The sequence below is a fragment of the Gemmatimonas sp. genome (assembly GCF_036405635.1).
GTDB lineage: Bacteria > Gemmatimonadota > Gemmatimonadetes > Gemmatimonadales > Gemmatimonadaceae > Gemmatimonas.
Map to the genome: position 1 here is coordinate 1 of NZ_DASWXE010000077.1, position 23,906 is coordinate 23,906.

The window sequence follows — 23,906 nt, forward strand, 5'->3', positions numbered from 1 at the left end:
GATGCCGAGGCCCATGCGTACTACCAGTCGCTGTTCCCCGACGCTGACAGCCGTGAGCGGGTCTTGTTCGCGTTGGCGCAGTCGCTCACACGAAGCAGCGCCTTCTTCACCACGCTCTGGGAACGTCGCGCGGCGCTGGCCCCGGTGCCCATGACGTTGCTTTGGGGAACGGCCGACCGGGCGTTCCCGCTACCCATTCTGGAGCGATGGCGATCAGCATTCCCGCACGCCGACGTGAACACCTTTGACGGCGTGGGCCACTGGCCCCATGAAGAATCACCCGACGCCTTCACGTCGGCCCTGTTGCACACTCTTCAACCGACGCGCCCCTGAGGCTAGATCCATGAACAGAATCCGCAGCACGTCCACACAACTCGCCACGTTCGCCGCGCTCGCGATCGCGGCGTCTGCACCCACGGCGCTGCAGGCACAGGCACGCGGCAATGCGGCGGCCACGCAGGGCGACTACGCAGCCGCCATGCACCGCGAACATGCCAACGAAACACCCACGGCATCCCCCGGTGCACTGATCGCACCACGCGTGCCGGTGGCAGGTGAGATGGTGCAGTACGGCACCGTCGATGGAGCCGCGGTGCGCGGCTATCTCGCCAAGCCCAAGGGCGCAGCCAAGGCCGGACCCGCCATCGTCATGGTGCACGAGTGGTGGGGCATCAACGATCAGATCAAGGCGATGGCCGATCGCTACGCGGGCGAAGGCTACACGGTACTCGCCGTCGATCTCTTTGGTGGTCAGGTGGCCACCACCTCGGATGCCGCGATGAAGCTGTACCAGGCGGGCATGGCCAACATCCCCAAGGGTGAGCGCAATGTCGCTTCGGCCGTGGACTACCTGCGCAAGAACGGCGCGTCATCGGTGGGCGCCGTGGGCTACTGCTTCGGTGGTCATTGGTCGCTGCGCACGGGACTCGCCGGAGGCGCCAACGTAAATGCGGTTGTGATGTACTACGGCGCACCCATCACCGCGCAACAGGAACTCGCGCGACTCAAGGCACCCGTGCTTGGCCTGTTCGGTGGCAAGGACACCGGCATCCCGGTCGACAGCGTGCGCGCGATGGAAGCCCAGATGAAGAAGGCCGGTCGCTCGGTGACGATTCACGTCTACCCGAACGCCGGCCATGCCTTCGCGAACCCCACCGGCCAGGCATACGACAAGGCAACGGCCGATGACGCATGGACCCGCACGCTGGCCTTCTTCAAGTCCAACCTGAAGTAAGCCCATGGTCCCCCGTCGGCTCAGCTGACGGGGGACTCCACATGCACACGATAGCGACCGTCGGCGCTCGGTGCCTCGATGAACTCGCGCACCGCGCGCTTCACGTAGGCGTCCTCCTTCGAGTCGTACAGAATCACCGACGTCTCCGCCGTAAACGCCTGTGACATGTGCAGCACCGCATTGAAGAACGTGGACATGTCCGGACGATAGTGGCCACTGTTGGGACTGATCATGAGCAACTTGCCGCCCTCGACGACCTACTCGCCGGCGCCGATCACCTGCTTGTTCACACTGAACGACGAGTGGTGCAGCTTGTTGATCAGGCACGCATTGCTGTAGAAGCTCGCATTGCCGGATTCCCCTGGCGCGCACACCCAGATGATGGCCTTCCCGGCGTAGCCGTCAGGCGGCGAAAGCGGCGCCTTGTTCTTTCCCATGCCGAAGTTGGCATTGCCCAACTTGCCGGTGGCGGTGTTGGCACTGACCGCGCCGGCCTTGATGCCCGCGGTCTGCAGGCCCGTCAGGAGTGCGGCCAGCTTACCCGTGTCCACGAGCAGCCCGCTCGCCTTCCATGACAAGCGCTCCCCAATGGCCACCTCGTAGCGCTTCCGGGCCTCCTTCGAGAAGTACTGCACCGTACCGCCGTCGCCGGTGGATTCATGATCATCGTCCGCTGACTGCAGCTGCCGCATGCTGCGCATCCGGCCGGCACTGTCGGTGGTCTGCACATTGTCCCGCCCCGGCGAGGCATTCTTGAAGACCGGCTTCGGTGCAGTGTCCCATTGCACATATCCGTTGGTGCTCGACGAACTCGAGGTACTGGAGTCCTCCTCGAAGTCCACGAAATGCATGGCGCCACCGCCATCGGACATCGCGGCGTCGTCCGATGGAGTCAGTCCTCTGGCCGGTGCGGTCTGTTCATTCCCATCCAACAGCGAGGCGATGTAGTCGCGCGGGGCCGGCGCGGGGGCCGCACTGGGCGGCTTGGGAAGAATTGGGCTCGTCACGATATCTTTCCTTGGACATTTGGGGAAAGCGGACTGCACGCAGGCCGCGGCCTCAGCCGTAACCCGCCGCTACACTACTGCCACCCCGGGCGACTTGCCAGTTTTGGGATTGGCTTCGTCCTTCACGATCTCCGCATCAGACTCTCCAGATGACGACTCGTCGTGACTTCCTGCGTAACGGTTCGGTCGCCCTGGGCGGCCTGGTTGTTGCGCCCTCGCTGCTTCCGGCCGCGGTTTCGCCGTTCACCGGGCAAACCCTGGCCGCGAATCCCCCGTCGCAGCAGCGCCTCACCACCGACGCCGCCACACGCGAGCTCATGATGGAGGCGCTCGATGCCGCCAAGCGCGCCGGTGCCTCATGGGCGGACGTGCGCATCTCGCGCAATCGCAACAACAGCGTGCAGACGCGTGAAAAGCAGGTCACCGATGTCGTGGACACTGACACGATGGGCTGTGGCGTGCGCGTGCTGGTCGATGGCTGCTGGGGCTTTGCTGCCACGCAGGAACTGACCAAGCCCGGGGTGGGCGGTGCTGCGCAGGAAGCGGTGGCCATTGCCAAGGCCAATCGCGTCGCTCGCGATCGCCGAGTGGAGCTCGCCCCCACGCCATCGCACCCCAACGCGACCTGGCGCTCGAGCTACGTGACCGATCCGTTCACAATCGCTGTGGAAGAGAAGGCCGACCTGCTGCTGCGCGCCAATGCCGCCGCGCTCACGGTCGCCAACGTGCGCTTCGTGAACTCCGGGCTCTCCTTCGTGAAGGAAGAGCGCAACTACGCCAACACCGAAGGCTCCGTCATCACGCAGGACTACGTGCGCAGCTGGGTCACCATGAGCTGCACCGCCGTCTCGCCCGATCGCACGGGCACTGCGGTGCGCGGTCCCGAAGTGGTGCAGCCCGCCGGTCGTGGATGGGAGTACGTGCTCGAGGCCGACATCGTCACCAATGCCAAGGTGTGGGCTGCCGAAGCCGCCGAGAAGCTCACGGCCAAGGCGGTCGAACCCGGCCGCTACGATCTCATTCTGCATCCGTCGCAGCTCTTCCTCACCATCCACGAGTCGATCGGTCACTCCACCGAACTCGATCGGGCGATGGGGTACGAAGCCAACTACGCGGGCACCAGCTTCATCTCGCCGCCCGACAAGGTCCTCGGCTCGCTGCGCCTCGGCCCGCCGATGATGAACGTGATCGGCAATCGCAGTGAAGTGGGCGCACTGGCCACCATCGGCTACGACGATGACGGTGTGCAGCCGGAAGACTTTCATATCGTGAAGGACGGCGTGTTCGTGGACTACCAGACCACGCGCGAGCAGGCCCCGTGGCTGCGCAGCTGGTACGAAAAGAACGGCAAGGCCGTGCGCTCACATGGCTGCGCGTATGCGCAGAGCTGGGCCGACGTGTCCTTCCAGCGCATGCCCAACGTGTCACTGCAGCCCGGCGACAAGGATCTGGGCTGGGATGATCTCATCGCGGCCACCGACAAGGGCATCGCGATGATCGGGCGCGCCTCGTACTCCATCGACCAACAGCGCTACAACGCGCAGTTCGGCGCGCAGCTCTGCTACGAGATCCGCAAGGGCAAGATTGTGGGCCAGGTGAAGGACGCGGCGTACCAGATGCGCACGCCGGACTTCTGGAACACGCTCGACATGCTCGGCGGCAAGAAGAGCTACATGCACGGCGGCACATTCAACGACGGCAAGGGTCAGCCCGGTCAGGCCAACGCGGTGAGCCACGGCTGCCCGCCGGCGCGCTTCCGCAACGCCAACATCATCAACACGGGACGCGCGGTATGAGCCATATCATCACTTCCCGTGACGACGCACCGAAGTCGTTGTTCACGTCGGTCTCCGAACAGCGGGCGCCCGCGGGCGTGCTCACGCGCGATGAAGCCCAGGCACTGGTGGAACGTGCCGTGAAGTTGTCCAAGGCCGACGCGGTGCGTGTGTCGGTGCAGAGCAATCGCGAAACCAACCTGCGTTTCGCCGACAACCAGTTGTCCACGTCGGGCGCGACCACCAATACCACCATCCGCGTGCAGAGCGTGTTCGGCAAGCGGAAGGCCAGCGTCGTGACCAACGATCGTAGTGCGGAAGGTTTGCAGCGAGCGGTGCAGCAGTCCGAAGCCCTGGCCAAGCTGGCGCCCGAAGATCCCGAGTATCTGGGCGAGCTGCCGGCGCAGCAGTATCAGCCGGTGAACGCGTGGTTCGATCGCACCGCTGATCTCACGGCAGAAGACCGTGCCAAGGCGGCACTGTCCGCACTGGCGCCCGCACGTGCGGGTAAGGAGCTCACGGTTGCGGGCTTCATCATCTGCAACGCTGGCGCCACGGCCATTGGCACGAATGCAGGACTGTTCGCCTATCATCGTGCCACCACCGCCAATTACACGCTCACGGCGCGCACAAACGATGGCACCGGTTCTGGCTGGGCCGGCGCCGAGGACAACGACTGGTCGCGGATCGACTTCCAGGACGTGGCGAATCGGGCCATCGACAAGGCGCGTCGTTCGCGCAATCCGGTCGCCATCGAACCGGGTCGCTATACGGTGATCTTCGAGCCCGAGGCGGCGGCAAACCTCATTGGGCTCATGGGCAACGCGTTTCAGGCGCGTGCCGCCGATGAAGGACGGTCGGCGTTCTCCAAGCCGGGTGGCACCAAGCTGGGCGAAAAGATCGTCGATGAACGCGTGACGCTGCTGTCAAATCCCGCGGATCCGCTGGTCCTGGGATCACCGTTCGACAACGAAGGCCTGCCCATGTCCTCGCAGACCTGGGTGAAGAACGGCGTGCTCAATCAGCTCGCGTACAATCGTTTCTGGGCCAACAAGCAGGGCAAGACGCCAACCGGTGGTACGGGTGGCCTGCGCATGGCCGATGGCACCGACACGCTCGACTCGCTCATTGCCGGCACCACTCGTGGCGTGCTCGTGACACGGCTCTTCTATCTGCGCCCGCTCGATCAGCGTACGCTGATGTACACCGGCCTCACGCGCGACGGCACGTTCCTCATCGAGAACGGCAAGATCGCACGACCGATCAAGAACTTCCGCTTCAACGACTCACCGCTGTTCATGCTCAACAACCTGGAAGGTATCGGCAAGAGTGTGCGCACCGCGGGCGGCGAAGGCGGCCCCGGTGTAGTCATGCCGCCCATCAAGGTGCGCGACTTCAACTTCAGCAGCCTCTCGGACGCGGTGTAAGATCGATATGACGCGCAGCCGTCGGACATGGACTCTGGTGGGTGCCGTCCTAGTGGCGCTTGTTGTACTGGTCGCGGTTGGCCCGGTGACTTCCGTGGAAATGCCCTCGCCGAGTGAATCGGCGGGGGCATTTGTCTTGCCGTATGCAGACAGCCTCGATGCGTTGATACGCGTGGTCGCTGAACGCGAGCGTCGGGCGGGCGTCACGGATACGGGCGTGACCAAGCGCATCGTGTTTGCGCACGACACCACCGTTGTCGATTCGGCAGCGGTGCCAGCACATCATCGCACGCCATGGAGCGTGGTCTACCTGCACGGGTTCTCAGCCACGCGACAGGAGACGGCCCCACTGGCTGAAGACGTGGCCGCGGCACTCGGGGCCAATCTGTTCGAGACCCGGTTGCGTGGTCATGGATTGCCCGGCGACTCGCTGCGCGACGTTACGGCACATGACTGGTTGATGGACGCCGAGGAAGCACTGGCGATTGGACGCCTGCTCGGCGACACGGTGTTGCTGATCGGCACGTCCACTGGTGGCACCCTGGCGGCGTGGCTGGCCGAACAGCCACGCGCGCAACGAGCGGCGCTGGGCGCCGTGGTCCTATTGGCGCCGAATTTCGCCCCGCGTGATCCGGCGGCGGCGGTTCTCAGTTGGCCGTGGGCCAACCGCGTGCTGCCGCCGTTCATCCCCTATCGCGAATGGACTCCGCGTAATGACGCGCAACGTCGCTACTGGACCGTGCGCTATCCGTCCACCGTGCTGTTTCCCATGCAGGCGTTGGTAACGCATGTACGATCGGCACCACTGGCCGCGTACGACCTGCCAACGCTGGTGTTTTATAGTGAATTGGACGAAGTCGTGAATCCGGCGAGCACAGGCGAGTGGATTGATCGTGTGCGCATGGTGAGCGAAGTGCCCGTGCAGGTGATGCCGGTGGATCCGCTGGCGGGAGAAGACGCACACGTGCTGGCCGGCCGCATCATGGCACCGGGTCAGACGGCGCACATACGTGACGCCATCGTCGAGTTCATGCGCAGACGCTGATGGCGTGGGATAGAGCGCGGGGACGCGGCGCGACCACGGCAGGACGAGAGGCAATGGCACCAAAGGCCCAGGTCGATTAGCGTCAGAGGATATGCGGAAGTCGTCGATCGCCCGCTGGCTGGCACTGTTCATGGGAGTCTGGTTGTCGCTCGTGCAGAGCGACGCCGGGCTTTTCCATGCCTGTTCGGCTGGTAACAGTGCGATCGCGGCGCACGAGGCCGCGTTGGCCAGCGCGCACGCAAATCCGTCGGCCGATGCGCCGATGGACCATGCCGCGCACGGTGCACCAGCGACCACGGCGCCGGCGTCACATCACGGCTCGCACAGCGGCCAGGAAGGCGGTGATCAGGAATGCCACTGTATCGGGCATTGCTGCGCCACGGTTGTACCGACGCTCGACGCGACGGAGGCCTTTCCGATCGCCTCAGTGGTGCGCATCGCCACGACGCAGCCCGGTCGTGCGGGCCATGAGGTCATGGCGTCGTGGGTCGACTTCGTTCTGCCTTTCCCCACCGCGCCACCGGTTGCGGCCTGAGGCGCCCCGTCATTCGTGTGTGCACCGAATGACGCTGGCAGCACGCCCCCACGCATAGGCCCCTCGCCACGCCACTGCGCGTGACGACTCCCTGAACGCGATCGCCATCTCCACCGCCCTGCGGTGGCTTGTTGGCGCGTCTGCTCTCACAACCGGTTTCACCTCACATGCCGCTTTCGTCCATCGGGACGCGAGGGCTGTCGCTGACGCGCGCGCTTTTGCACGCGTCCACGCGCGCCGTCGCACGTCCTGCGTTCTTCGTGCTTCCTACTGCCGCTCTTGTGGTGGTGGCCATCACCGCGCCGGCCTCCCTGTATGCTCAGCCCACTGTCCCGCGCACGGCGCAAGACAGTGCCGCTCAGGACTCCACGCGCAAGGCACGCGCGCTCAATCCCGTCGTCACCACCGCCACGCGCGACCAGCGCGAACTGCGCAAGCTTCCGGTGTCGGTCACCGTGATCGATACCAACACCATCAATCGCACCAGCACGGTCTCGCTCACCGAGGCGCTGCGCACGGTGCCCGGTGTCATCGCGGGTAACCTGTTCGGCGGCGACGACGTGCGGTTGTCCATCCGTGGCAGTGGCGCGCGCGGCAGCTTTGGCGTGCGTGGCGTGGGCTTGCTGCTCGACGGCGTGCCGATCACCGAACCCGACGGACAGACGCGCCTCGACCAACTGGATCTCGGCGCCGCCCGTTCCATCGAAATCGTTCGTGGACCAGGCAGTGCCATGTACGGCGGCGCGGCATCGGGCGGCGTGGTGAACGTGATCACGCGTAGCGGCCGTGAGCTGCAGGGCGTGTCGCTGCGCATGACCGGTGGTGGCTTCGGGTTCGACTCGGTGAACCTGCGCAAGATCGACCTGTCGATGGGCGGCGCCCGCGGCGCATTTGACGGCTACCTGCAGGCCAGCAACACCTCGCTGGCCGGCATGCGCGTGCAGAACAAGAACGACATGCAGCGCGCCAACGTGCGTCTCAACTGGACGCGTCAGCAGGATGGACAGGCCGCTCCGGCGGCGACGGCCACGCGCATCGGCCTCGACGCTTCGTACAGCGATCTCGACATGCAGATCCCAGGCTCACTCACCGATGCCGGATGGCGCAACGAGCCGTGGGCCGCAGATCCGCTCAACGTCACCGGTGCCTACGGCCGTCGCGAACAGCGCTGGCGGTTTGGTGCCCGTGCCTCGCAGGGACTGGGCCCGCGTCTGGGCAGCCTCGATGCCTTTGTCTTCGGCACCGCACGCAACATTCAGCATCCGATCTTTCGCGTGGTGGATCAGAGCACCCATCGCGTGCAGGGCGGATTGCGACACGCCATCGGCTTTGGTTCCACGGACGGTGTGTCCGTGCGCCTCAACACGGGGCTCGATCTCGATCGCTGGTATGGCGATTCCCGTCAGTGGACGAACGTGGCCGGCAAGCAGGGGCGCAGCACCCCGTGTGTGAACGATCGCGTAGCCAACATCGTGCGCACCGAATGCACGAACCAGTACATCGTGCTGCCCAGCGTGGGTACGTACACCTCGGCCGATATCACGCGCGGCAAGCTCACCCTCACGGCCGGTGCGCGCTATGACAAGGTCACGTTCGACATCGACGACCGCATTCGCCCGAATCTTTCGGTGACACAGTCGTTCGACCAGGTGTCACCGCGCGTGGCCCTGCGTTACGACGTGCGGCCTGGCGTGAGCGTGTACACCAGCGTGGCGCGCGGCTTCGAAGTGCCAACCAACAGCGAACTCACGGCGAGCCCCGACACCATTCGCGGGCTCAACACCGACCTGCGCCCGTCCTCGTTGATCAACTACGAGGTGGGGGCGAAGGCCCTCGTGGCGGGGCGCGTGTTGTTCGACGCCGCCATCTACCGCACCAACGTCACGGGCGAGTTCCTCTCGCGTACGGTGGTGATCCCGGGTGTCGCCTTCCCGCGCACCATCTATGAGAACGTGGGCCGGACGCGCCGCACGGGCCTCGAACTCAGCGCCACCACGCTGCTCGCACCGTGGATGGATGTCGTCACGTCGTACACGTATGCCAAGTACGTGATGACCGAATTCCGTGGCACGGAGGTCAACGCCGCTGGACAGTCGATCACGGTGGACTACGCCGGCAAGCTCATCCCCGGCGTGCCGCAGCATCGCGGCGCCACCGAAGTGCGCCTGCGCCCCACCGCCTCACTCAATCTCTCCGTATGGGGTGAGGTGCAAGGCAAGACCTACGTGGACAATGCCAACACCACGCGTGGCACCATCTACACCCAGGTGACACAGACCGGTGGACCGCCACGCATCGTGCCGGTGGCTTTCAGTGCCGTGCCGGGCTATGCGCTGGCCCACGGCACCATCTCGTATCGCCTGCCCGAAGTGCGTGGCAACCGCACCGGCACATCGCGCGCCGAACTGTTCCTGAACGTCGAGAACATCCTCGACAAGCGCTACGCAGCGGCGCTGGCCACCAACTCCGGCAACGGCCGCTTCTACTTCCCCGGCGCAGGACGCACGTTCAACGCCGGTGTCACCCTCAGCACCGGAGGACGCTGACATGTCATCGTTCACGCAGTCACCCGCACGCTCCACGATCCTCCTTGCGGTCACGGCCTTCGGCACCACACTGGCCGCAGCTGCATGCGGCGGCGGTGACCCTGCCCCGCAGGTCAAGGACGTCGCCGCGACCACTATCGCCTTCGACAGTGCGCATGCACTGTCTGCCGTGACCCAGGTGGGTGCCGCGCCCATTCTGGCACTGGCGCCGGATGGCCGCCACGCCACCGCCTGGGTCTCGGCGCCGGGCGGCGGTACTGATGGCCGCCTGCACGTGCTTGTCGCGCGCGATGGCGACACCGCGCAGGTGCTGCGTGAACTCACCGACCCACTCGGCCCCATCGAGCCACATGGTGAGGCGCCACCCAAGCTGGCGTGGTCGTCACGCAATGGGACACACACTCTGGGTGCTCTCTATGTAGTGGGTAAACTGGTGCCGGGACGCCGATTTCCGGCCGCCGCGTTGCGCTTCGTGCGCTCCGACGATGGTGGAGTCACCTGGAGTGCGCCGGTCACCGTCACCGATGACACGACCAAGGGGGTGGCCGATGGTGCGAACTTCGGTTCGCACAACTTTCATGCGCTGCATGCGGCACCCGACGGCACGTTCTACGTGGCATGGCTCGATGGACGCGCCGGCAAGTCGGCCGTGTACATGACGCACTCCACCGATGGCGGTGCCACGTGGGCGGCGAACGTGCGCGTGGTGCCCATGACGTCGAAGCTCACCGAAGCTTGTCCCTGCTGCCGCACCGCCATCGCCGCAGATGCAGACGGCACCGTGTACCTCTCGTGGCGTGCGGTCATCGCTGACACGGTGGCGCCAGCCGCAGCTCCGGCAAATGCTACCGCAGGCGCAGCGACTGGCGCTGATGCCCACGCCGCGCACGGCGCGGCCTCCCCGCAGACCATCCGCGATATCGTGGTCTCGCGCAGCACCGATCGCGGTGCGACGTGGAGTGAACCCGTACGCGTGCACGCCGACAACTGGATCTTCGACGGCTGCCCGCACGCGGGTCCGTCGCTCGCCGTCGATACCTCCAAGCGTCTGCACGTGGCGTGGTGGACCGGCAAGCCGGGCGCGGCGGGGGTGTTCTACACGCAGTCGAGCGATCGTGGCGCGACCTTCGCGCCGGCCACCCCGCTCGGTGTGGCATCGGCGTCGCAGCCGGCGCATGTGCAACTCGCCGTCGCCAGCACGGGTAACACGTCCACAGTGTTTGCCACATGGGATGACGGCACCAAGCGTGTCCCGCAGGTCACGCTGCGTGTCTCCCGCAACGGCGGCACATCGTTCGATTCGGCCACCGTGGTGAGCGCGCCGGGACGTTCCGCCACCTTCCCTGTGCTTACCGTCGACCCGGCCGCAACGGCGCTCACGATTGCCTGGTCGGAGCAGACCCTCGAAGCGGCGTCGGCGGCACCGGCCCGTCCGAACATGAAGGATCCCAAGGCCACCATGCCGTTGCCTAGCGTTGGTAACACCCAGGTGATGGTACGCCGTGCGAAGATCGGTGGTACCACGGCACCGCAGACCGCTGCCGTAGACGACGCCTTCCGTCCGCTCCAGACGGGCGACGAGGCGCCGGCCTACGGTGTGCGGCTGGTGTGGGGTGCACAGCGCGGCGACTCGTTGCAGATCGTCGAGCCGGGACGTGTCACGCTACTCAACGTGTGGGCCACGTGGTGCACCTCATGCCGCGAAGAGATGGCCGATCTCGATGCGCTGTACACCCGCTACCAGGCCCAGGGTCTCCGCGTGGTGGCCGTCAGTGTGGATCAGGGTGACGTCCAGAAAGTCGTGCGCTTCACGGAGAAGGAGAAGCTGGGCATGTCCATCGGCCACGATCCACAGGGCATCGTGCAGCGCACCTTCAGCGTGGTGGGTGTGCCGGAGACGTATCTCATCGACGGCAACGGTCGCGTGTTGTGGAAGACCGCCGGCAACATTCACGGCGCCCTCGATGGCGCACGCACGGCCATCGAGCAGGCCCTCGCCAAGCCGGTCGCTGTCGCGCGCTGACCGAAAAAACACTCCGCGCCCGTTCTGACCGGATCGCTGGTCAGGACGGGCGCGTTTCGTATTTCCAGTTCTGCGATTTGCCCTCGGCGATCTGCTCCATCGCCTTGAGCAAGCGACGCTCCCTAGTCTCGGGCTTCTTCGCTTCGGCAATCCATTCGCAGTATTCACGCCGTTGCGAAGGACTCATCGCATCGAACTGCGCCTGCACCTTGGGCTGTCGTGCCAGTGCCTTGGCCAGCTCGGGCGGCACCACGATCGCGGCCTGCTTGGCGCCCTTCTTCGCCGCCGGTCGCGAGGCCTTCACGCCCGCCTCGTTGAGCTTCATCGCTTTCTTGATGTAGCGCGTGAGCACGGTCTTGCTGGGCAGCTCCTTGATGCTCGAAACGCGTCCGAACTGCCCCATCGCTTCATCACTGATCTCGTCGCCAAGCACTTCGCGCGCCAGCCAGAAGCCGAAGCTGATGTGAGCCTTGAACGACGCCATCGAGCACAGGATGTTGCCCGCATAGCTGAAGTTGGGAAAGCCCCACTTGATGGACTCTTCCACGTCCGGGCACGCCGCGTGCACCACCTCGCGCAGGTGCACGAGGATGGGTTGGGCAAATTCCGCAGACTTGGCGATGTAGGCGTCGAAGCGTGGGTCGCGCGTGCCCATGGCTATCCCCGTGTTCAGCCTTGCTTGATGCGCAGTAGTCCTTCCTGCGCCGTCGATGCCACCAGCGTGCCGTCACGCGTGAACACCTGACCGCGCACGAAGCCACGCGCATTAGCCGCCGTGGGGCTGTCCATCACATACAGCAACCACTCATCGGCGCGGAACGGACGGTGCATCCACAGCGTGTGGTCCAGCGACGCAAGGAAGAGCTTGGGGTCGCGGTACTGGATGTCGTGCGGCGCAAGCGCCGTGGGCAGGAAGCCATAGTCGGAGACGTACGCGAGAATGGCCTGATGCACGATGGGATCATCCGGCAGACGCTCGACGGCGCGCACCCAGAAGTAGCGCAGCGGCACCTTGGAGTGCACGCGTCCCGGCACATACGGCATGTCGGTGCGGATATCGAGCGGACGTTCCTGCGTGAGCACCGAACGCAGTTCCGGCGGAAACGCCTCGAGATGATCGCGAATCTGCTCGAGCTCCGTCGGCAGGCTCTCCGGTGGCGGCACATCGGGCATGGCCGACTGGTGATCAATGCCCCCCTCCGGTGCATGAAACGATGCCGAGAGGTGAAAGATCGCCTCACCGTGCTGGATGGCTGTCACTCGACGGCTGGTGAACGTGCCACCATCGCGCGGCCGGTCCACAAAGAACACGATCGGCGCTTTCAGGTCGCCGGAGCGCAGGAAGTACCCATGAACCGAATGGGCCTCGCGTGCCTCGTCCACGGTGCGCCGCGCCGCCACGAGGGCCTGCGCAAACACCTGTCCGCCAAAGACGCGGCCGGTGCCCAGGTCGCGATTGCGACCACGGTAGATGTTCACCTCGAGCTTCTCGAGCTCGAGCAGGGTCAGGAGATCTTCGACGACGCTCATCCGCTAAATATGTCGCGCCAACGCGGCGTCAGGGTGGTTGTGGCGCCGCATGGGCGACCGTAGCGTCAATCCATGCACCCCAAGCAACTGCGCCTCCTGCTGGTGATCCTCGGCTGCGTGGCAGCCTTTCTCTGGTCGCAGTTCGGCTCGACCAGTGCGTCCGCGCCGGTCGAACCGGTACCAGAGGTCGAGGCAACGGCCTCTGCTCACGCTGCGCCGCCTTCCGCCTCCGCCGCTCCCTCAGTCAATCCGCCTGCACCGGCGAGTCGGTTTGGTGATCGCGGATTCCGCAGTCGGGAGCGGTTGGAAGAGCACTTCGACAAGCATGGCCACGAGTTCCGTGCGGCCAGCGCCGCGGAGTACCTCAGCCTCGCGCAGGCCGTGCGGGATGGTCCGGTGAGCGAAGACATCATCGAGGCGACCCGTTCGTCGGACGGCGTGGTATCGCGCTATCAGCGCAGCACCGGTGCCTTTCTCGCGTTCGATGCCGACGGCACGATCCGCACGTTCTTCAAGCCTAATGACGGGGAGCGCTATTTCCGCCGCCAGCTCACGAGGCGACCGCAATGAACCCGGCCATGGACGTGCGCCTCGCACAGTGGGCGCGCACGGTCGAAGACGTGGAGCGTGGATACCCGCTCACGTTCGATGATTATCTCAACGACCTCGATCTCCGCCGCACGCTCGATGAAGTCGAGCTGTCGACAGAGCAGTTGGCGACGTTGACCGCCATCGACGAGCGGTTTCGGGGCGCGTCGTATCCGGCCGGGTCGTGCGTGTGGGGGGAAGAGAATGCGGCCGCCGAGGGGTGGCTGCCCGACGTGCAGTGGTACTACTGGCGTTTGCCGGTGCATCCGGGCTCGGCCTTCCGCGATTGAGCGTCCGCTCCCCAGCACCGAGCGCCAATTCCATCACAAATGTGATTCTGTGCCCCTCAGTCGCCGCGCCTGGGTTGGCTATATTTCGAGGCTATGGCCGAAACCGCGCTCCCGACTGAATCCCCCGACGAATCGCTCGCCGCCCGTGTGGCTGCGGCGACCGTATTGCTTGAACAGCTCGCCAACGATCGTGCGGGGCTACTGGACATTCCGGACGAAGAGCGTCGCCGCCTGCTCAAGGCCGCCGGCGAGGTATCGCGGCCCGATGCCATTCTGCGTCGTCAGATGGTGAAGGCCACGAAGCGGCAGAAGAAGGTCGAGCGCACGGCCAAGCTGCAGGATGCCGAAAACCAGCTGCAGGAAACCGGCATCCGTCGCCTGCGTCGGCAGACGGTGTTCACCACGCCGAACTACCTCCTGCCCGGCTCGGACGAACAGGAAACGATCGATGCCGACGAGTTCCGCGAGGCGCTCGAGCCGCAGCACTGCTATGTGTGCAAGCAGCAGTACTCGGTCATCCATCATTTTTACGACCAGCTCTGCCCCACCTGCGCCGAATTCAACTACCGTAAGCGCACGGAGTCTGCGGACCTGAGCGGGCGTGTGGCACTGCTCACCGGTGGCCGCGTGAAGATCGGCTATCAGGCCGGCATCAAGCTGCTGCGTGCCGGTGCACATCTGGTGGTCACCACGCGCTTCCCGCGGGATTCGGCGCAGCGCTATGCGGCCGAACCTGATTTTGCGGTGTGGGGTCACCGGCTCGAGATTTATGGGCTCGATCTGCGTCACACGCCCAGCGTGGAAGCGTTCTGTCATCACATGATGACCACGCACGACCGGCTCGACTTCATCGTGAACAATGCCTGCCAGACGGTGCGGCGTCCGCCCGACTTCTACAAGCACATGATGGACCTCGAGCGGGCCTCCTTGAGCGCCATGCCCGACGACGCCCGCAAGCTGCTCGGTGCGTATGAGGGTGTCCGTGGCTACCACATGCTCCCTGAGGCAAGTGCGGCGGCCGACGACGAATCGCTGACGCCGGCTACGCTGCCGCGCGCGCTCGCGGAAGTGGCCGGTATCACGCATGCCGCCGAGCTGTCGCAGGTGGCGCTGCTGGAGGAGGAGCATCGCGAACAGTCGCATCTCTTCCCCGAGGGACGTCTCGACCAGGACCTGCAGCAGGTGGACCTCCGCGACCGCAACTCGTGGCGTCTGCTGATGCACGAAGTGCCCAGCGTGGAATTGCTGGAAGTGCAGCTCGTGAACGCGATCGCGCCGTTCCTGCTCAATGCGCGCCTCAAGCCGCTCATGATGCGGACGCCGGAGCGCGACAAGCACATCGTGAACGTGAGCGCGGTGGAGGGGCAGTTCTATCGCAAGTTCAAGACGACCCGTCACCCGCACACCAACATGGCCAAGGCCGCGCTCAACATGATGACGCGCACCTCGGCGGCCGACTATGTGAACGACGGCATCCACATGAATGCCGCCGACACCGGCTGGGTGACCGACGAAGATCCGGTGCACATCGCCGCCCGGAAGGTGGAGGAGCACCGGTTCCATCCCCCCCTGGATATTGTGGACGGCGCCGCCCGCATCGTGGACCCCATCATCGACGGGTTCAACACCGGCGAGCACATGTGGGGCAAGTTCCTCAAGGACTACAAGCCGACCGACTGGTAGCCCCTAAACGCCGCCCGGGGCTCAGACGTACTTTCCAGTGTCCGTCCCTCCTCCCTCTCGGAGCCCTTTGCATGTCCGTGTTCTCCCCGCGCCTCGCAGTGCGTATGTCCGCGCTGCTCGCCGCCGCCCCCCTGTCGGTGGCGGTGGCGCAGAATGCCGCCGGCGGTGCCAACTCCGCGGCCTCCAGCAGCAGCACCGGCTGGGACCCCCAGCGCGCCCTCCGCGCCGAAACCTTCATCAAGCCACCCGAGAACATCGAGCGCATGGTGATGGCGCCGCGGGTGGACATTTCGTTCGAAAACCAGAGCCCCGACCGGCGCTGGTTCATGCGCCCCACGGGCGCCGACCGCGGTGACATCAAGGCTTACGGCGCACCGCACATCTGGCTCGGCGGCCTGCAGGTGGACACTCGTGCGAATCGTGCGCGCAGTGTGACCACCAGCACCCGCACCGGCATCGAACTGGTCGATCCGCGCACCGGCACCAGTCGTGCCGTGCAGGTGCCGGCCGGCGCCACCATCAGCGCGCCCACCTGGTCGCCCACGGGCAGCCACATCGCGTACATCGCGAATTTCCCGACGGCCAGCTACGCCTACGCGGCCGACGTGAACACCGGCAAGTCGACGCGCCTCAGTGAACGCGCGTTGCTCGCCACGTTCGTCACCGATCTCGAGTTCACCGCGGACGGCAAACATGTCGTCACGGTACTGGTGCCGGCTGCGCGCGGCGCTGTGCCCACCCATGGCGCCGGTGACATCGAGGACGGCCCGCAGGTGCGCCTGACGGAATCACGCGCCGTGCCGCAGCCGGTGCACTTCTCGCTGCTCAAGGATCCGCACGAGAAGGCCCAGCTCACCTACTACACCACCGGCCAGGTCGCACTCATCGACGTGCGCAGCAAGGCGGTGCGCAACATCGGCGCCCCGGCCATGGTGCGCGATGTGAGCGCATCGCCTGACGGTGCGTACCTGCGCGTCACGCGCATGACGGAGCCGTTCTCCTACATCGTGCCCGTCAACAATTTCGGCACGGTGCAGGAACTGTGGGACGCGTCGGGCAAGGTCGTGTCAACGCTCACCCGCACGCCGCTGCGTGAAGCGCAGGGCGGTGGTGGGTTTGGCGGTGGTGATGCGGTGTCCGCGTCCGACACCACCAAGCGCAACCTCCAGTGGTACCCGGCTGGTGCAGGCATCCTGTACATCAAGAATGTGCCGGGTGCAGCTCCGGCGGCGCCGGCCGGTGGCCGCAGTGGTGGCCCGAACGGCGACAGCGCGAGTGGTCGCGGCCAGGGCATGGGCGCCGGGGCACCCATCCGCGTGCAGGCAGCAAAGGGCCAGATCGTGCTCTGGCGCGCACCCTACGGTCCGAACGACACGACGGTGCTGTACCAGGGTGGTCCGCAGCTCACCAACGTCGCCTTCAGCACCGACAGCACCACGATGTTCGTGGCGGACAGCGGCGCAGTCATCGCCGTCCGCGTGAAGGAACCCGCGCAGCGCTTCAACCTCGGCCGCAATGTGCGTCTGCCCGCTGCGGGCGGTGGCCCGTTCGGTGGTGGCGGTCCTGGCGGCGGTGCACAGAACGCCGACTCCACGGCCGGTCAGCTCGTGGCCCGTCGCGTGAATGGCGTCAACTACGTGCTGCTTGGCAAGGACGGCAAGTCGGTGGCCCTCACCGGTACGCGCGCGCCCGGCGCCAACTGGTACAAGCAGGCCCCGCGCCCCTTCCTCGATCGCATGGACATCACCTCGCGTGCCCGCACGCGACTGATGGACAGCCCGGCGGACACGTTTGAAGAGTTTGTCGCGGCGCTCGATGACGACGTGTCGCAGTTCATCGTGACGCGTGAGTCGCGCACGACCATTCAGGACGCCTGGCTGCGCAGCGCATCGGCGGCCGATGCCAAGCAGCTCACGAAGAACATCGACGTGGGCCCGGAGGTGAGCGGCGCCATCTCCAAGCGCTTCCAGGTCACGCGCCCGCGTGACGGCACGAAGTACTGGGTCGATGTGCTGCTGCCGCGTGACTGGAAGCCGGGCCAGAAGTTGCCGGGCATCATCTGGTTCTATCCCCGTGAGTACTCGAACCTGCAGGACTACGAGCGCTCGCGGTACAACACCAACATCAACGCCTTCCCGGCCGTGCCGTCGGCACGCCCGGCGTCTGCGCAGTGGATGTTCGTGTCGCAGGGTTATGCGTTCATCCAGCCCGACATCCCCATCTACGGTGATGCCGGTCGCATGAACGACAACTACACGCGTGACCTGAAGGAAAACCTCGATGCAGTGATCAACGCCGCCGTCGACTCGGGTTTTGTGGACCGTGATCGCATGGGCCTCGGTGGCCACAGCTACGGTGCCTTCAGCACGGTGAACGCGATGTCGCTCATGCCGAACTTCAAGGCGGGCATCGCAGGTGACGGCATGTACAACCGCACGCTGACCCCGTTCGGATTTCAGAGCGAGCGTCGCAACTTCTACCAGGCGCAGTCCACCTACCTCGACATGTCGCCGTTCCTGCGCGCTGACAAGATCTCGGGGGCGTTGCTGCTGTACCATGCGCTCGAAGACCAGAACACCGGCACCGATCCGATCAGCTCCACGCGCATGTACGCGGCGCTGCAGGGTCTGGGCAAGAACGCCGCGTTGTACATGTATCCGTATGAGGACCACTCCGTGTCCACGTACGCGAGCGATCTCGATCTGTGGGCCCGTTGGGTCGCATGGATGGATACGTACGTGAAGAACGCGAAGCCGGCATCGTCGATCGTTCCCTGATCCCGACCGTGCCTGCGAAGAAGACCACCAGCACGTCCCCTGCAGCCGAGGCGAGATACTTCGCCTCGGCTGCAGCGTTTCGCACGTGGCTCGACAAGCATCACGGCAGCAAGTCCGAACTGCTCGTGGGATTCCACAAGATCGACAGTGGTCACCCCAGTATGACGTGGACCGAGTCGGTGCGCGAAGCCTTGTGTTTTGGCTGGATCGATGGCGTGCGCCGGCGTGTGGACGACGAGCGCTACACCATTCGGTTCACCCCACGTCGCGCGGGCAGCATCTGGAGCGCGGTGAATGTGAAGCACGTCGAAGAGCTGGAGGCGGCTGGCCTCATGGCCGAGGCTGGACGACGTGCATTCGAAGCGCGCAAAGAGAACAAGGTGGGCATCTACGCCTTCGAGCAGGTCACGGTAGACCTGCCGGAGCCATTTGCGTCCCGCTTCCGCAAGAAGAAAAAGGCGTTCGCTTTTTTCGAGTCGCAGGCGCCGAGTTACCGGAAGGTGGCCGTGTGGTGGGTAGTGAGCGCCAAACGGGAGGACACACGCGAGGCGCGGTTCACCAAGCTGCTGGACTGTTCAGCGCGCGGCGAGCGCCTCCCGTAGGCGCGCACGGCTTGGCGGCTCACGGCGTCGATTGGCGAGTGACTACATTGCGGAATGCTCGACGCCAACACGCCCCCGTCTGCCATTCCCGGCTTCCGTCCGGTGCCCCGCACCGGTGTCATTTATGTGATGGATCGCGCGCGCGAACTTGGGTATCGCGCCGGCACCGATGGGTGGTGCAACCTTGGTCAGGGGCAGCCGGAAACGGGTGATCTGCCCGGCTCCCCGACGCGGCCCGCCGATGTGCGCATCGCCGCCGACGACTACGAGTACGCGCCGGTGGGTGGCATCGACGCGCTGCGCCGTGCGGTGGCCGATCTGTACAATGCCCGCTATCGCCAGGGCAAAGCATCGCAGTATGGCCCCGAGAATGTGTGCATCTGCGGTGGCGGTCGGTCTTCGCTCACCCGTGTGGTGGCCTCACTCGGCAATGTGAATCTCGGGCATGTGCTGCCCGACTACACGGCGTACGAAGAGCTGCTCGAGATCTTCGGTACGTTCAGCGCGATTCCGCTGCTGCTGGAGCCGGAGAGTGGGTATGCCCTGTCGGCGCGTGACCTGCGCCGCGAAATCACGGGGCGAGGGCTGGGTGCGCTTCTGCTCTCCAATCCGGCCAACCCCACAGGGCGTGTGCTGCGCGGACGTTCGCTCGCCGCCTGGGTGCAGGAAGCGCGCGAACTGCGGTGCACGCTCATTCTCGACGAGTTCTACTCCCACTACCTGTGGGATGAAGGACTGATGGAAGGCACCACGGTGAGTGCCGCCGAGTTCGTGGATGATGTGAACCACGATCCGGTGGTGATTCTCGATGGGCTCACGAAGGGGTGGCGTTGCCCGGGCTGGCGTCTGAGCTGGATCGTGGGGCCGGCGGATGTGATCGAAGCGGCGACGAGCGCCGGTAGCTTTCTCGACGGGGGCGGCAATCGCCCGCTGCAGGAGGCTGCGTGCGCACTGGTCGACCCGAAGCATGCGCACGAGGAAGTGGTCGCGATTCACAGTGCGTTCGCGCGCAAGCGACGCATTCTCGTGGATGGTTTGCGTGCGGCTGGACTCACCGTGGAGCATGAACCGGAGGGTGGGTTCTACACATGGGCGAGCGTGGCATCCCTGCCGGCGCCGTTCAACGATGGTGAGGCGTTCTTCGAAGCCGCCCTGCGTGAACGGGTGATCACCGTGCCGGGCATCTTCTTTGACATCAATCCCGGCAAGCGACGCGCCGATCACACGTCGCGTTTCCGGCAGTACCTGCGTTTTTCATTCGGTCCTGACGAGGCCAGTGTGCTGGAGGCGGTTGGACGCCTGCAGAAGATGGTCGGACGCTAGGCGGCCCCGTCTCGCCTGCCAAAGCCCCGGACTGCCGCAGCAGTCCGGGGTTTTCTTGTCCCCTTCAGGCACATTTTCATATCGCTTGCTTTAAGTTTTAGTCGAGCCTAATTTTAGGTCATGCTAAAACACGGTCTGAATTTTCTTGCGTGCTTTTTCCCCGTCCTGCTGACAGCCCAAACCGCCGGGCGGGAGACCGCGCAGCGCGACTCGACAAAGGGCGACTCCTCGGCCCGGGCGTTGCCGACCATGCAGGTCACCGCCACCGCCGTGGCCACGGATGCCCGCCGCATCGCCCAGCCCACGGCCCAGCTCAGCGGCGCCTCGTTGCGCCGCAACCAGGGCGCGTCGCTGGGCGAGACGCTCGAACAGATCCCTGGGGTGCGATCACTCTCCATGACCACGGGCATCGGCAAGCCGGTCATTCGTGGGCTCACCAACAACCGGGTGGTGACACTGGCCAACGGGCAGCGCACGGAAACGCAGCAGTGGGGGCACGACCACTCCCCCAACGTGGAGAGCGCTGACGCCGAGCGACTCGAGGTGGTGAAGGGGCCGGCCAGCGTGCTCTATGGCTCCGATGCACTGGGCGGTGTGGTGAACGTGGTGCGCCGCGCGCTGCCGCGTGCCGAAAGCGAGGCGATCATGCTGAGGGGGCGTGTGTCCATGGCCTACAACTCCGCCAATCAGGCACCATCGGCCACACTGGTCGGCGAAGGTGCGCGCGGAGCGCTGGGCTGGCGCCTGAGCGGCACCGGACGACGCGCCAGCGATCTCCGCACCCCTGCCGGTCCCGTGTACAACACCGGCAATCTCACCGGCTACCTCGAAGGAGCCACGGGATGGCGCGGAGAACGTCGCGACATAGAGGTCACGGCATCGACTCGCGATGAAACCATTCGCATCGCCGACGATCCCATCACCGCACCGGGCTATGACGGTCGTCAACGCATTCGCACGCACCGCGTCACCATGGAAGGCAACCTGCGTGGCCACGGCCAACGTCTGCAGGTGCAGGCAGGCTGGGAAGAAAACCGTCGCGCCGAGTTCGACAACGCCATCACTGAACAAGTGACGCTGGGTCTCGCCTCGCGCACCATGACCGGCTTTGCGCACTGGCATCACGCACCATGGCGCGGTCTCACGGGCGTGATCGGCACGGCCCTGCAACAGACGCAGTTCAATACCTTCGGGCGACAGACGCTCATTCCTGATAGCCGCACGGGAACCATCGGGTTGTACGCGTTGGAGCAGACCATCATCGGCGATTGGTCTCTCTCCGCCGGAGCGCGACACGATTGGCGTTCGCTCTCCACACCTGGCAACGCGGTACTCGGGCTCGCCGCCACATCACGACAATTCAATGCGATGACCGGCACGCTCGGAGCCGTCTATCGTGCCGAGTCACCTCTGTCGCTGGCGGTGAATGTCGCGCGAGGATTCCGTGCGCCGAGTGCATCGGACCTGTTCGCCAATGGCTTTCACGAAGGCACTCGCGCCTTCGAAATCGGCCGTGCCGATCTGCGCGTGGAGTCGAGCCTCAACACCGATCTTGGACTGCGTCTCCGAACGAGCCGCGCGTCGGGTGAACTCACCGGCTATGTGAATCGCATTCGCGACTACATCTACCTCGCACCGGTTGGCATGCCCGGTCGGGCACTCGATTCGCTGCAGGTTCGGCAAGGCAACGCGCGACTCGTGGGCGCAGAAGCCGCGCTCGCGGTCGCCGTTGGTCATGGCATCACCGTGCAGTCCACTGCCGATGCCGTGCGAGCCAGCAACACCACCGATGGCAGTGCCCTGCCCTTTGTGCCGCCATTTCGTGCGACGTCATCCGTGCGGTGGGACGAACAAGGTCCCGGGCGTTCTCTGTCCTTGACTGGGGAATGGAACGCCCGACAGACGCGCGTCTTCCGTGATGACTTCGCCCCCGCGGCCTGGACCGCACTCCACGCCTCCGCGGGGTTCAGCCGCCTGACACCTCGCGGCCTCGTTCACGTGGATGTGAGTGTGCGAAACCTTCTCGACGCGCGGTATCGGGACTTCATGTCGCGGTACAAGGAGTTTGCCCAGGCGGCTGGTCGCACGTTGGTGGTGCGACTGTCTGCCGACCTCTAGCCCTGCCCGCCTTCAGGTCACGTGCATGTAGGCCTTGAACAGCTCGATCATTTCCGGTGGGATGCGGGTGATGCGCCCCGTGTCCCGTGACAACAGTGTCCAGAGCGACTTGCCGCGGGCCAGCACGTGATCGTCCGCCACTCGGACAATCTCCGTATGGCGCTCGAAGCGGCGGGAGTCCACCGCACCGATCCAGGTGTGAGCGACGATCGCATCCCCCAGCACAGCCTCCCGTCGGTAGTCGATCTCGTGACGGGTGGCCACCCAGCCATACTGCTCCTTCATCTCCGGGGGGGCGCTCACGTTCCAGTGGGCCAGCGCCACGTCGAAGATCCAGCGCAGGTAGACCACGTTGTTGACGTGGTCGTTGTCGTCGATGTCCTCCGGCTGCACGGTGATGGGAATCTCGAAGACCTGGAGACCGTGCTTGGCGAAAGACATCGTCGGTGCGGGCGTGGCGGAACGGGTGATTGAGGCGGCGGGGGGTTGAGGACTCCGACGCGCTGGCGGAATTTAGCACGATGCGATTCTCCTCGGGCCGTGCCTTCCTCGACCAACCGGCGCATGCCGTGACCTTCTTCGGCATGTCCGGCGTGGGCAAGACCACCCTGGCTGGCCTGCTCCAGAAGCAGGACTGGTTCCAGTATTCGGTGGACTACCGCATCGGCACGCGGTATATGGGCGAGCACATCGTCGACAACTTCAAGCGTGAAGCGATGAAGGTGCCGTTCCTGCGCCAGCTGCTGCGTTCGGACTCCATCTATATCCGCTCGAATATCTCGTTCGAGAACCTGAGTCCGCTCTCCACGTATCTGGGGAAACCGGGCAATGAGGAGTTGGGGGGAATCCCGTACGCCGAGTACTGCCGCCGCCAGGCCCAGCATCGGCAGGCTGAAATCAGCGCGCTGCTCGATATCCCGGAGTTCGTGGAGCGTGCGCGCGAGATCTATGGCTACACGCATTTCGTGAGCGATTCGGGCGGAAGCCTGTGCGAAGTGGTGGATGTGAACGACCCACACGACGCGGTGCTACAGTGTCTCTCACAACACACCATGCTGGTGTACATCCGCGGCACGGCGGAGCATGCGCGCATGCTGGTGGAACGCTTCCGCAAACATCCCAAGCCGATGTACTACAATCCCGGATTTCTGGACGCCAAGTGGCGGGAGTACAAGGTGGAGCGTGGCATCAGTGACGACGCCACCGTCGATCCCGATGACTTCGCCGTGTGGGGATTCGAGCAACTGCTCGCGCATCGCACACCGTTGTATGAGGCGATCGCCGAGCGCTATGGGTATGTGATCGAGATGGAGGACGTGCCGTCGTTGCAGACGGAGTCCGACGTGCTTGCCCATCTCGCCCGCACAATTGATCGCTCGCAGAGCGCATCTCCGATTTCCTGA

Annotated in this window: 21 protein-coding genes; 16 read left to right on the forward strand and 5 right to left on the reverse strand. The window is 65.2% G+C overall.

The features are described from left to right. Positions 1-333: alpha/beta hydrolase (locus VGE27_RS05820; protein ID WP_331048696.1), on the forward strand; the 333-nt coding region annotated here is incomplete at its 5' end. Between the two features lie 10 nt (positions 334-343). Beyond that, positions 344-1,234: a dienelactone hydrolase family protein gene (locus tag VGE27_RS05825; protein ID WP_331048697.1), complete on the forward strand. Its 891-nt coding sequence runs from the start codon at positions 344-346 to the stop codon at positions 1,232-1,234. Positions 1,235-1,254: 20 nt separating this feature from the next. Here VGE27_RS05825 and VGE27_RS05830 read toward each other — a convergent pair whose 3' ends face one another. Together VGE27_RS05830 and VGE27_RS05835 are read right to left on the reverse strand one after the other, a co-directional pair. Beyond that, positions 1,255-1,467 (reverse strand): hypothetical protein, encoded by a 213-nt coding sequence (locus tag VGE27_RS05830; RefSeq protein WP_331048698.1) that lies wholly within the window; start codon positions 1,465-1,467, stop codon positions 1,255-1,257. A gap of 24 nt (positions 1,468-1,491) precedes the next feature. Next, positions 1,492-2,241, reverse strand: a complete 750-nt coding sequence (locus VGE27_RS05835) for a hypothetical protein (protein WP_331048699.1) — start codon at positions 2,239-2,241, stop codon at positions 1,492-1,494. Between the two features lie 149 nt (positions 2,242-2,390). On the opposite strand from VGE27_RS05835, the gene VGE27_RS05840 reads away from it, so the two are divergent. The 6 genes from VGE27_RS05840 (at position 2,391) to VGE27_RS05865 (ending at position 11,592) form a co-directional block, all read left to right on the forward strand. Then, positions 2,391-4,037, forward strand: a complete 1,647-nt coding sequence (locus VGE27_RS05840) for a TldD/PmbA family protein (RefSeq protein ID WP_331048700.1) — start codon at positions 2,391-2,393, stop codon at positions 4,035-4,037. Next, entirely contained in the window at positions 4,034-5,443 is a 1,410-nt protein-coding gene (locus tag VGE27_RS05845) for a TldD/PmbA family protein (RefSeq protein ID WP_331048701.1), read from the forward strand. Before VGE27_RS05840 ends, VGE27_RS05845 begins: the two co-directional genes overlap by 4 nt. Positions 5,444-5,450: 7 nt before the next feature. Beyond that, positions 5,451-6,488 (forward strand): alpha/beta hydrolase, encoded by a 1,038-nt coding sequence (locus VGE27_RS05850; protein WP_331048702.1) that lies wholly within the window; start codon positions 5,451-5,453, stop codon positions 6,486-6,488. A gap of 91 nt (positions 6,489-6,579) precedes the next feature. Next, positions 6,580-7,023 carry a hypothetical protein gene (locus VGE27_RS05855; RefSeq protein ID WP_331048703.1) on the forward strand — a complete coding sequence of 148 codons (444 nt, stop codon included), beginning with the start codon at positions 6,580-6,582 and terminating at the stop codon, positions 7,021-7,023. 167 nt (positions 7,024-7,190) lie between these two features. Then, the gene (locus VGE27_RS05860; RefSeq protein WP_331048704.1) at positions 7,191-9,569 is read left to right on the forward strand and encodes a TonB-dependent receptor; all 2,379 of its coding nucleotides are present in this window, start codon (positions 7,191-7,193) and stop codon (positions 9,567-9,569) included. A 1-nt stretch (position 9,570) separates the two neighbouring features. Continuing rightward, on the forward strand, positions 9,571-11,592 hold the full coding sequence (locus VGE27_RS05865) for a redoxin domain-containing protein (RefSeq protein ID WP_331048705.1): 2,022 nt from the start codon (positions 9,571-9,573) through the stop codon (positions 11,590-11,592). A 40-nt stretch (positions 11,593-11,632) separates the two neighbouring features. Here VGE27_RS05865 and VGE27_RS05870 read toward each other — a convergent pair whose 3' ends face one another. Both VGE27_RS05870 and VGE27_RS05875 read right to left on the reverse strand, forming a co-directional pair. Further along, positions 11,633-12,247 carry a YdeI/OmpD-associated family protein gene (locus VGE27_RS05870; RefSeq protein WP_331048706.1) on the reverse strand — a complete coding sequence of 205 codons (615 nt, stop codon included), beginning with the start codon at positions 12,245-12,247 and terminating at the stop codon, positions 11,633-11,635. Positions 12,248-12,261: 14 nt separating this feature from the next. Continuing rightward, positions 12,262-13,122 carry an acyl-CoA thioesterase II gene (locus tag VGE27_RS05875; RefSeq protein ID WP_331048707.1) on the reverse strand — a complete coding sequence of 287 codons (861 nt, stop codon included), beginning with the start codon at positions 13,120-13,122 and terminating at the stop codon, positions 12,262-12,264. 72 nt (positions 13,123-13,194) lie between these two features. Between VGE27_RS05875 and VGE27_RS05880 the strand changes: the two genes are divergently transcribed. The 7 genes from VGE27_RS05880 to VGE27_RS05910 all read left to right on the forward strand — a co-directional run bounded on the left by VGE27_RS05880 (position 13,195) and on the right by VGE27_RS05910 (position 22,503). Then, the gene (locus VGE27_RS05880; protein ID WP_331048708.1) at positions 13,195-13,692 is read left to right on the forward strand and encodes a hypothetical protein; all 498 of its coding nucleotides are present in this window, start codon (positions 13,195-13,197) and stop codon (positions 13,690-13,692) included. Further along, entirely contained in the window at positions 13,689-14,000 is a 312-nt protein-coding gene (locus VGE27_RS05885) for a hypothetical protein (protein ID WP_331048709.1), read from the forward strand. Before VGE27_RS05880 ends, VGE27_RS05885 begins: the two co-directional genes overlap by 4 nt. A gap of 93 nt (positions 14,001-14,093) precedes the next feature. Next, a complete protein-coding gene (locus tag VGE27_RS05890; protein WP_331048710.1) occupies positions 14,094-15,683 on the forward strand; it encodes an SDR family oxidoreductase in 1,590 nt (529 codons plus the stop codon). 71 nt (positions 15,684-15,754) lie between these two features. Next, positions 15,755-18,460, forward strand: coding sequence for a S9 family peptidase (locus tag VGE27_RS05895; protein WP_331048711.1), 2,706 nt, complete (start codon positions 15,755-15,757; stop codon positions 18,458-18,460). Next, on the forward strand, positions 18,406-19,062 hold the full coding sequence (locus tag VGE27_RS05900; RefSeq protein ID WP_331048712.1) for a YdeI/OmpD-associated family protein: 657 nt from the start codon (positions 18,406-18,408) through the stop codon (positions 19,060-19,062). Before VGE27_RS05895 ends, VGE27_RS05900 begins: the two co-directional genes overlap by 55 nt. 54 nt (positions 19,063-19,116) lie before the next feature. After that, a complete protein-coding gene (locus VGE27_RS05905) occupies positions 19,117-20,385 on the forward strand; it encodes a pyridoxal phosphate-dependent aminotransferase (protein WP_331048713.1) in 1,269 nt (422 codons plus the stop codon). A gap of 120 nt (positions 20,386-20,505) precedes the next feature. Continuing rightward, complete coding sequence (locus tag VGE27_RS05910; protein WP_331048714.1) at positions 20,506-22,503, forward strand: TonB-dependent receptor; 1,998 nt, start codon at positions 20,506-20,508, stop codon at positions 22,501-22,503. A 12-nt stretch (positions 22,504-22,515) separates the two neighbouring features. Here VGE27_RS05910 and VGE27_RS05915 read toward each other — a convergent pair whose 3' ends face one another. Continuing rightward, on the reverse strand, positions 22,516-22,944 hold the full coding sequence (locus VGE27_RS05915) for a thioesterase family protein (protein ID WP_331048715.1): 429 nt from the start codon (positions 22,942-22,944) through the stop codon (positions 22,516-22,518). Between the two features lie 80 nt (positions 22,945-23,024). On the opposite strand from VGE27_RS05915, the gene VGE27_RS05920 reads away from it, so the two are divergent. After that, entirely contained in the window at positions 23,025-23,906 is an 882-nt protein-coding gene (locus VGE27_RS05920) for an ATPase (RefSeq protein WP_331048716.1), read from the forward strand.

Coding starts and splice junctions, on each gene's coding strand:
- VGE27_RS05825 (WP_331048697.1), top strand. CDS start 344: ATGAACAGAATCCGCAGCACGTCCACACAACTCGCCACGTTCGCCGCG.
- VGE27_RS05830 (WP_331048698.1), bottom strand. CDS start 1,467: ATGATCAGTCCCAACAGTGGCCACTATCGTCCGGACATGTCCACGTTC.
- VGE27_RS05840 (WP_331048700.1), top strand. CDS start 2,391: ATGACGACTCGTCGTGACTTCCTGCGTAACGGTTCGGTCGCCCTGGGC.
- VGE27_RS05845 (WP_331048701.1), top strand. CDS start 4,034: ATGAGCCATATCATCACTTCCCGTGACGACGCACCGAAGTCGTTGTTC.
- VGE27_RS05850 (WP_331048702.1), top strand. CDS start 5,451: ATGACGCGCAGCCGTCGGACATGGACTCTGGTGGGTGCCGTCCTAGTG.
- VGE27_RS05855 (WP_331048703.1), top strand. CDS start 6,580: ATGCGGAAGTCGTCGATCGCCCGCTGGCTGGCACTGTTCATGGGAGTC.
- VGE27_RS05860 (WP_331048704.1), top strand. CDS start 7,191: ATGCCGCTTTCGTCCATCGGGACGCGAGGGCTGTCGCTGACGCGCGCG.
- VGE27_RS05865 (WP_331048705.1), top strand. CDS start 9,571: ATGTCATCGTTCACGCAGTCACCCGCACGCTCCACGATCCTCCTTGCG.
- VGE27_RS05870 (WP_331048706.1), bottom strand. CDS start 12,247: ATGGGCACGCGCGACCCACGCTTCGACGCCTACATCGCCAAGTCTGCG.
- VGE27_RS05875 (WP_331048707.1), bottom strand. CDS start 13,122: ATGAGCGTCGTCGAAGATCTCCTGACCCTGCTCGAGCTCGAGAAGCTC.
- VGE27_RS05880 (WP_331048708.1), top strand. CDS start 13,195: ATGCACCCCAAGCAACTGCGCCTCCTGCTGGTGATCCTCGGCTGCGTG.
- VGE27_RS05885 (WP_331048709.1), top strand. CDS start 13,689: ATGAACCCGGCCATGGACGTGCGCCTCGCACAGTGGGCGCGCACGGTC.
- VGE27_RS05890 (WP_331048710.1), top strand. CDS start 14,094: ATGGCCGAAACCGCGCTCCCGACTGAATCCCCCGACGAATCGCTCGCC.
- VGE27_RS05895 (WP_331048711.1), top strand. CDS start 15,755: ATGTCCGTGTTCTCCCCGCGCCTCGCAGTGCGTATGTCCGCGCTGCTC.
- VGE27_RS05900 (WP_331048712.1), top strand. CDS start 18,406: ATGGATGGATACGTACGTGAAGAACGCGAAGCCGGCATCGTCGATCGT.
- VGE27_RS05905 (WP_331048713.1), top strand. CDS start 19,117: ATGCTCGACGCCAACACGCCCCCGTCTGCCATTCCCGGCTTCCGTCCG.
- VGE27_RS05910 (WP_331048714.1), top strand. CDS start 20,506: ATGCTAAAACACGGTCTGAATTTTCTTGCGTGCTTTTTCCCCGTCCTG.
- VGE27_RS05915 (WP_331048715.1), bottom strand. CDS start 22,944: ATGTCTTTCGCCAAGCACGGTCTCCAGGTCTTCGAGATTCCCATCACC.
- VGE27_RS05920 (WP_331048716.1), top strand. CDS start 23,025: ATGCGATTCTCCTCGGGCCGTGCCTTCCTCGACCAACCGGCGCATGCC.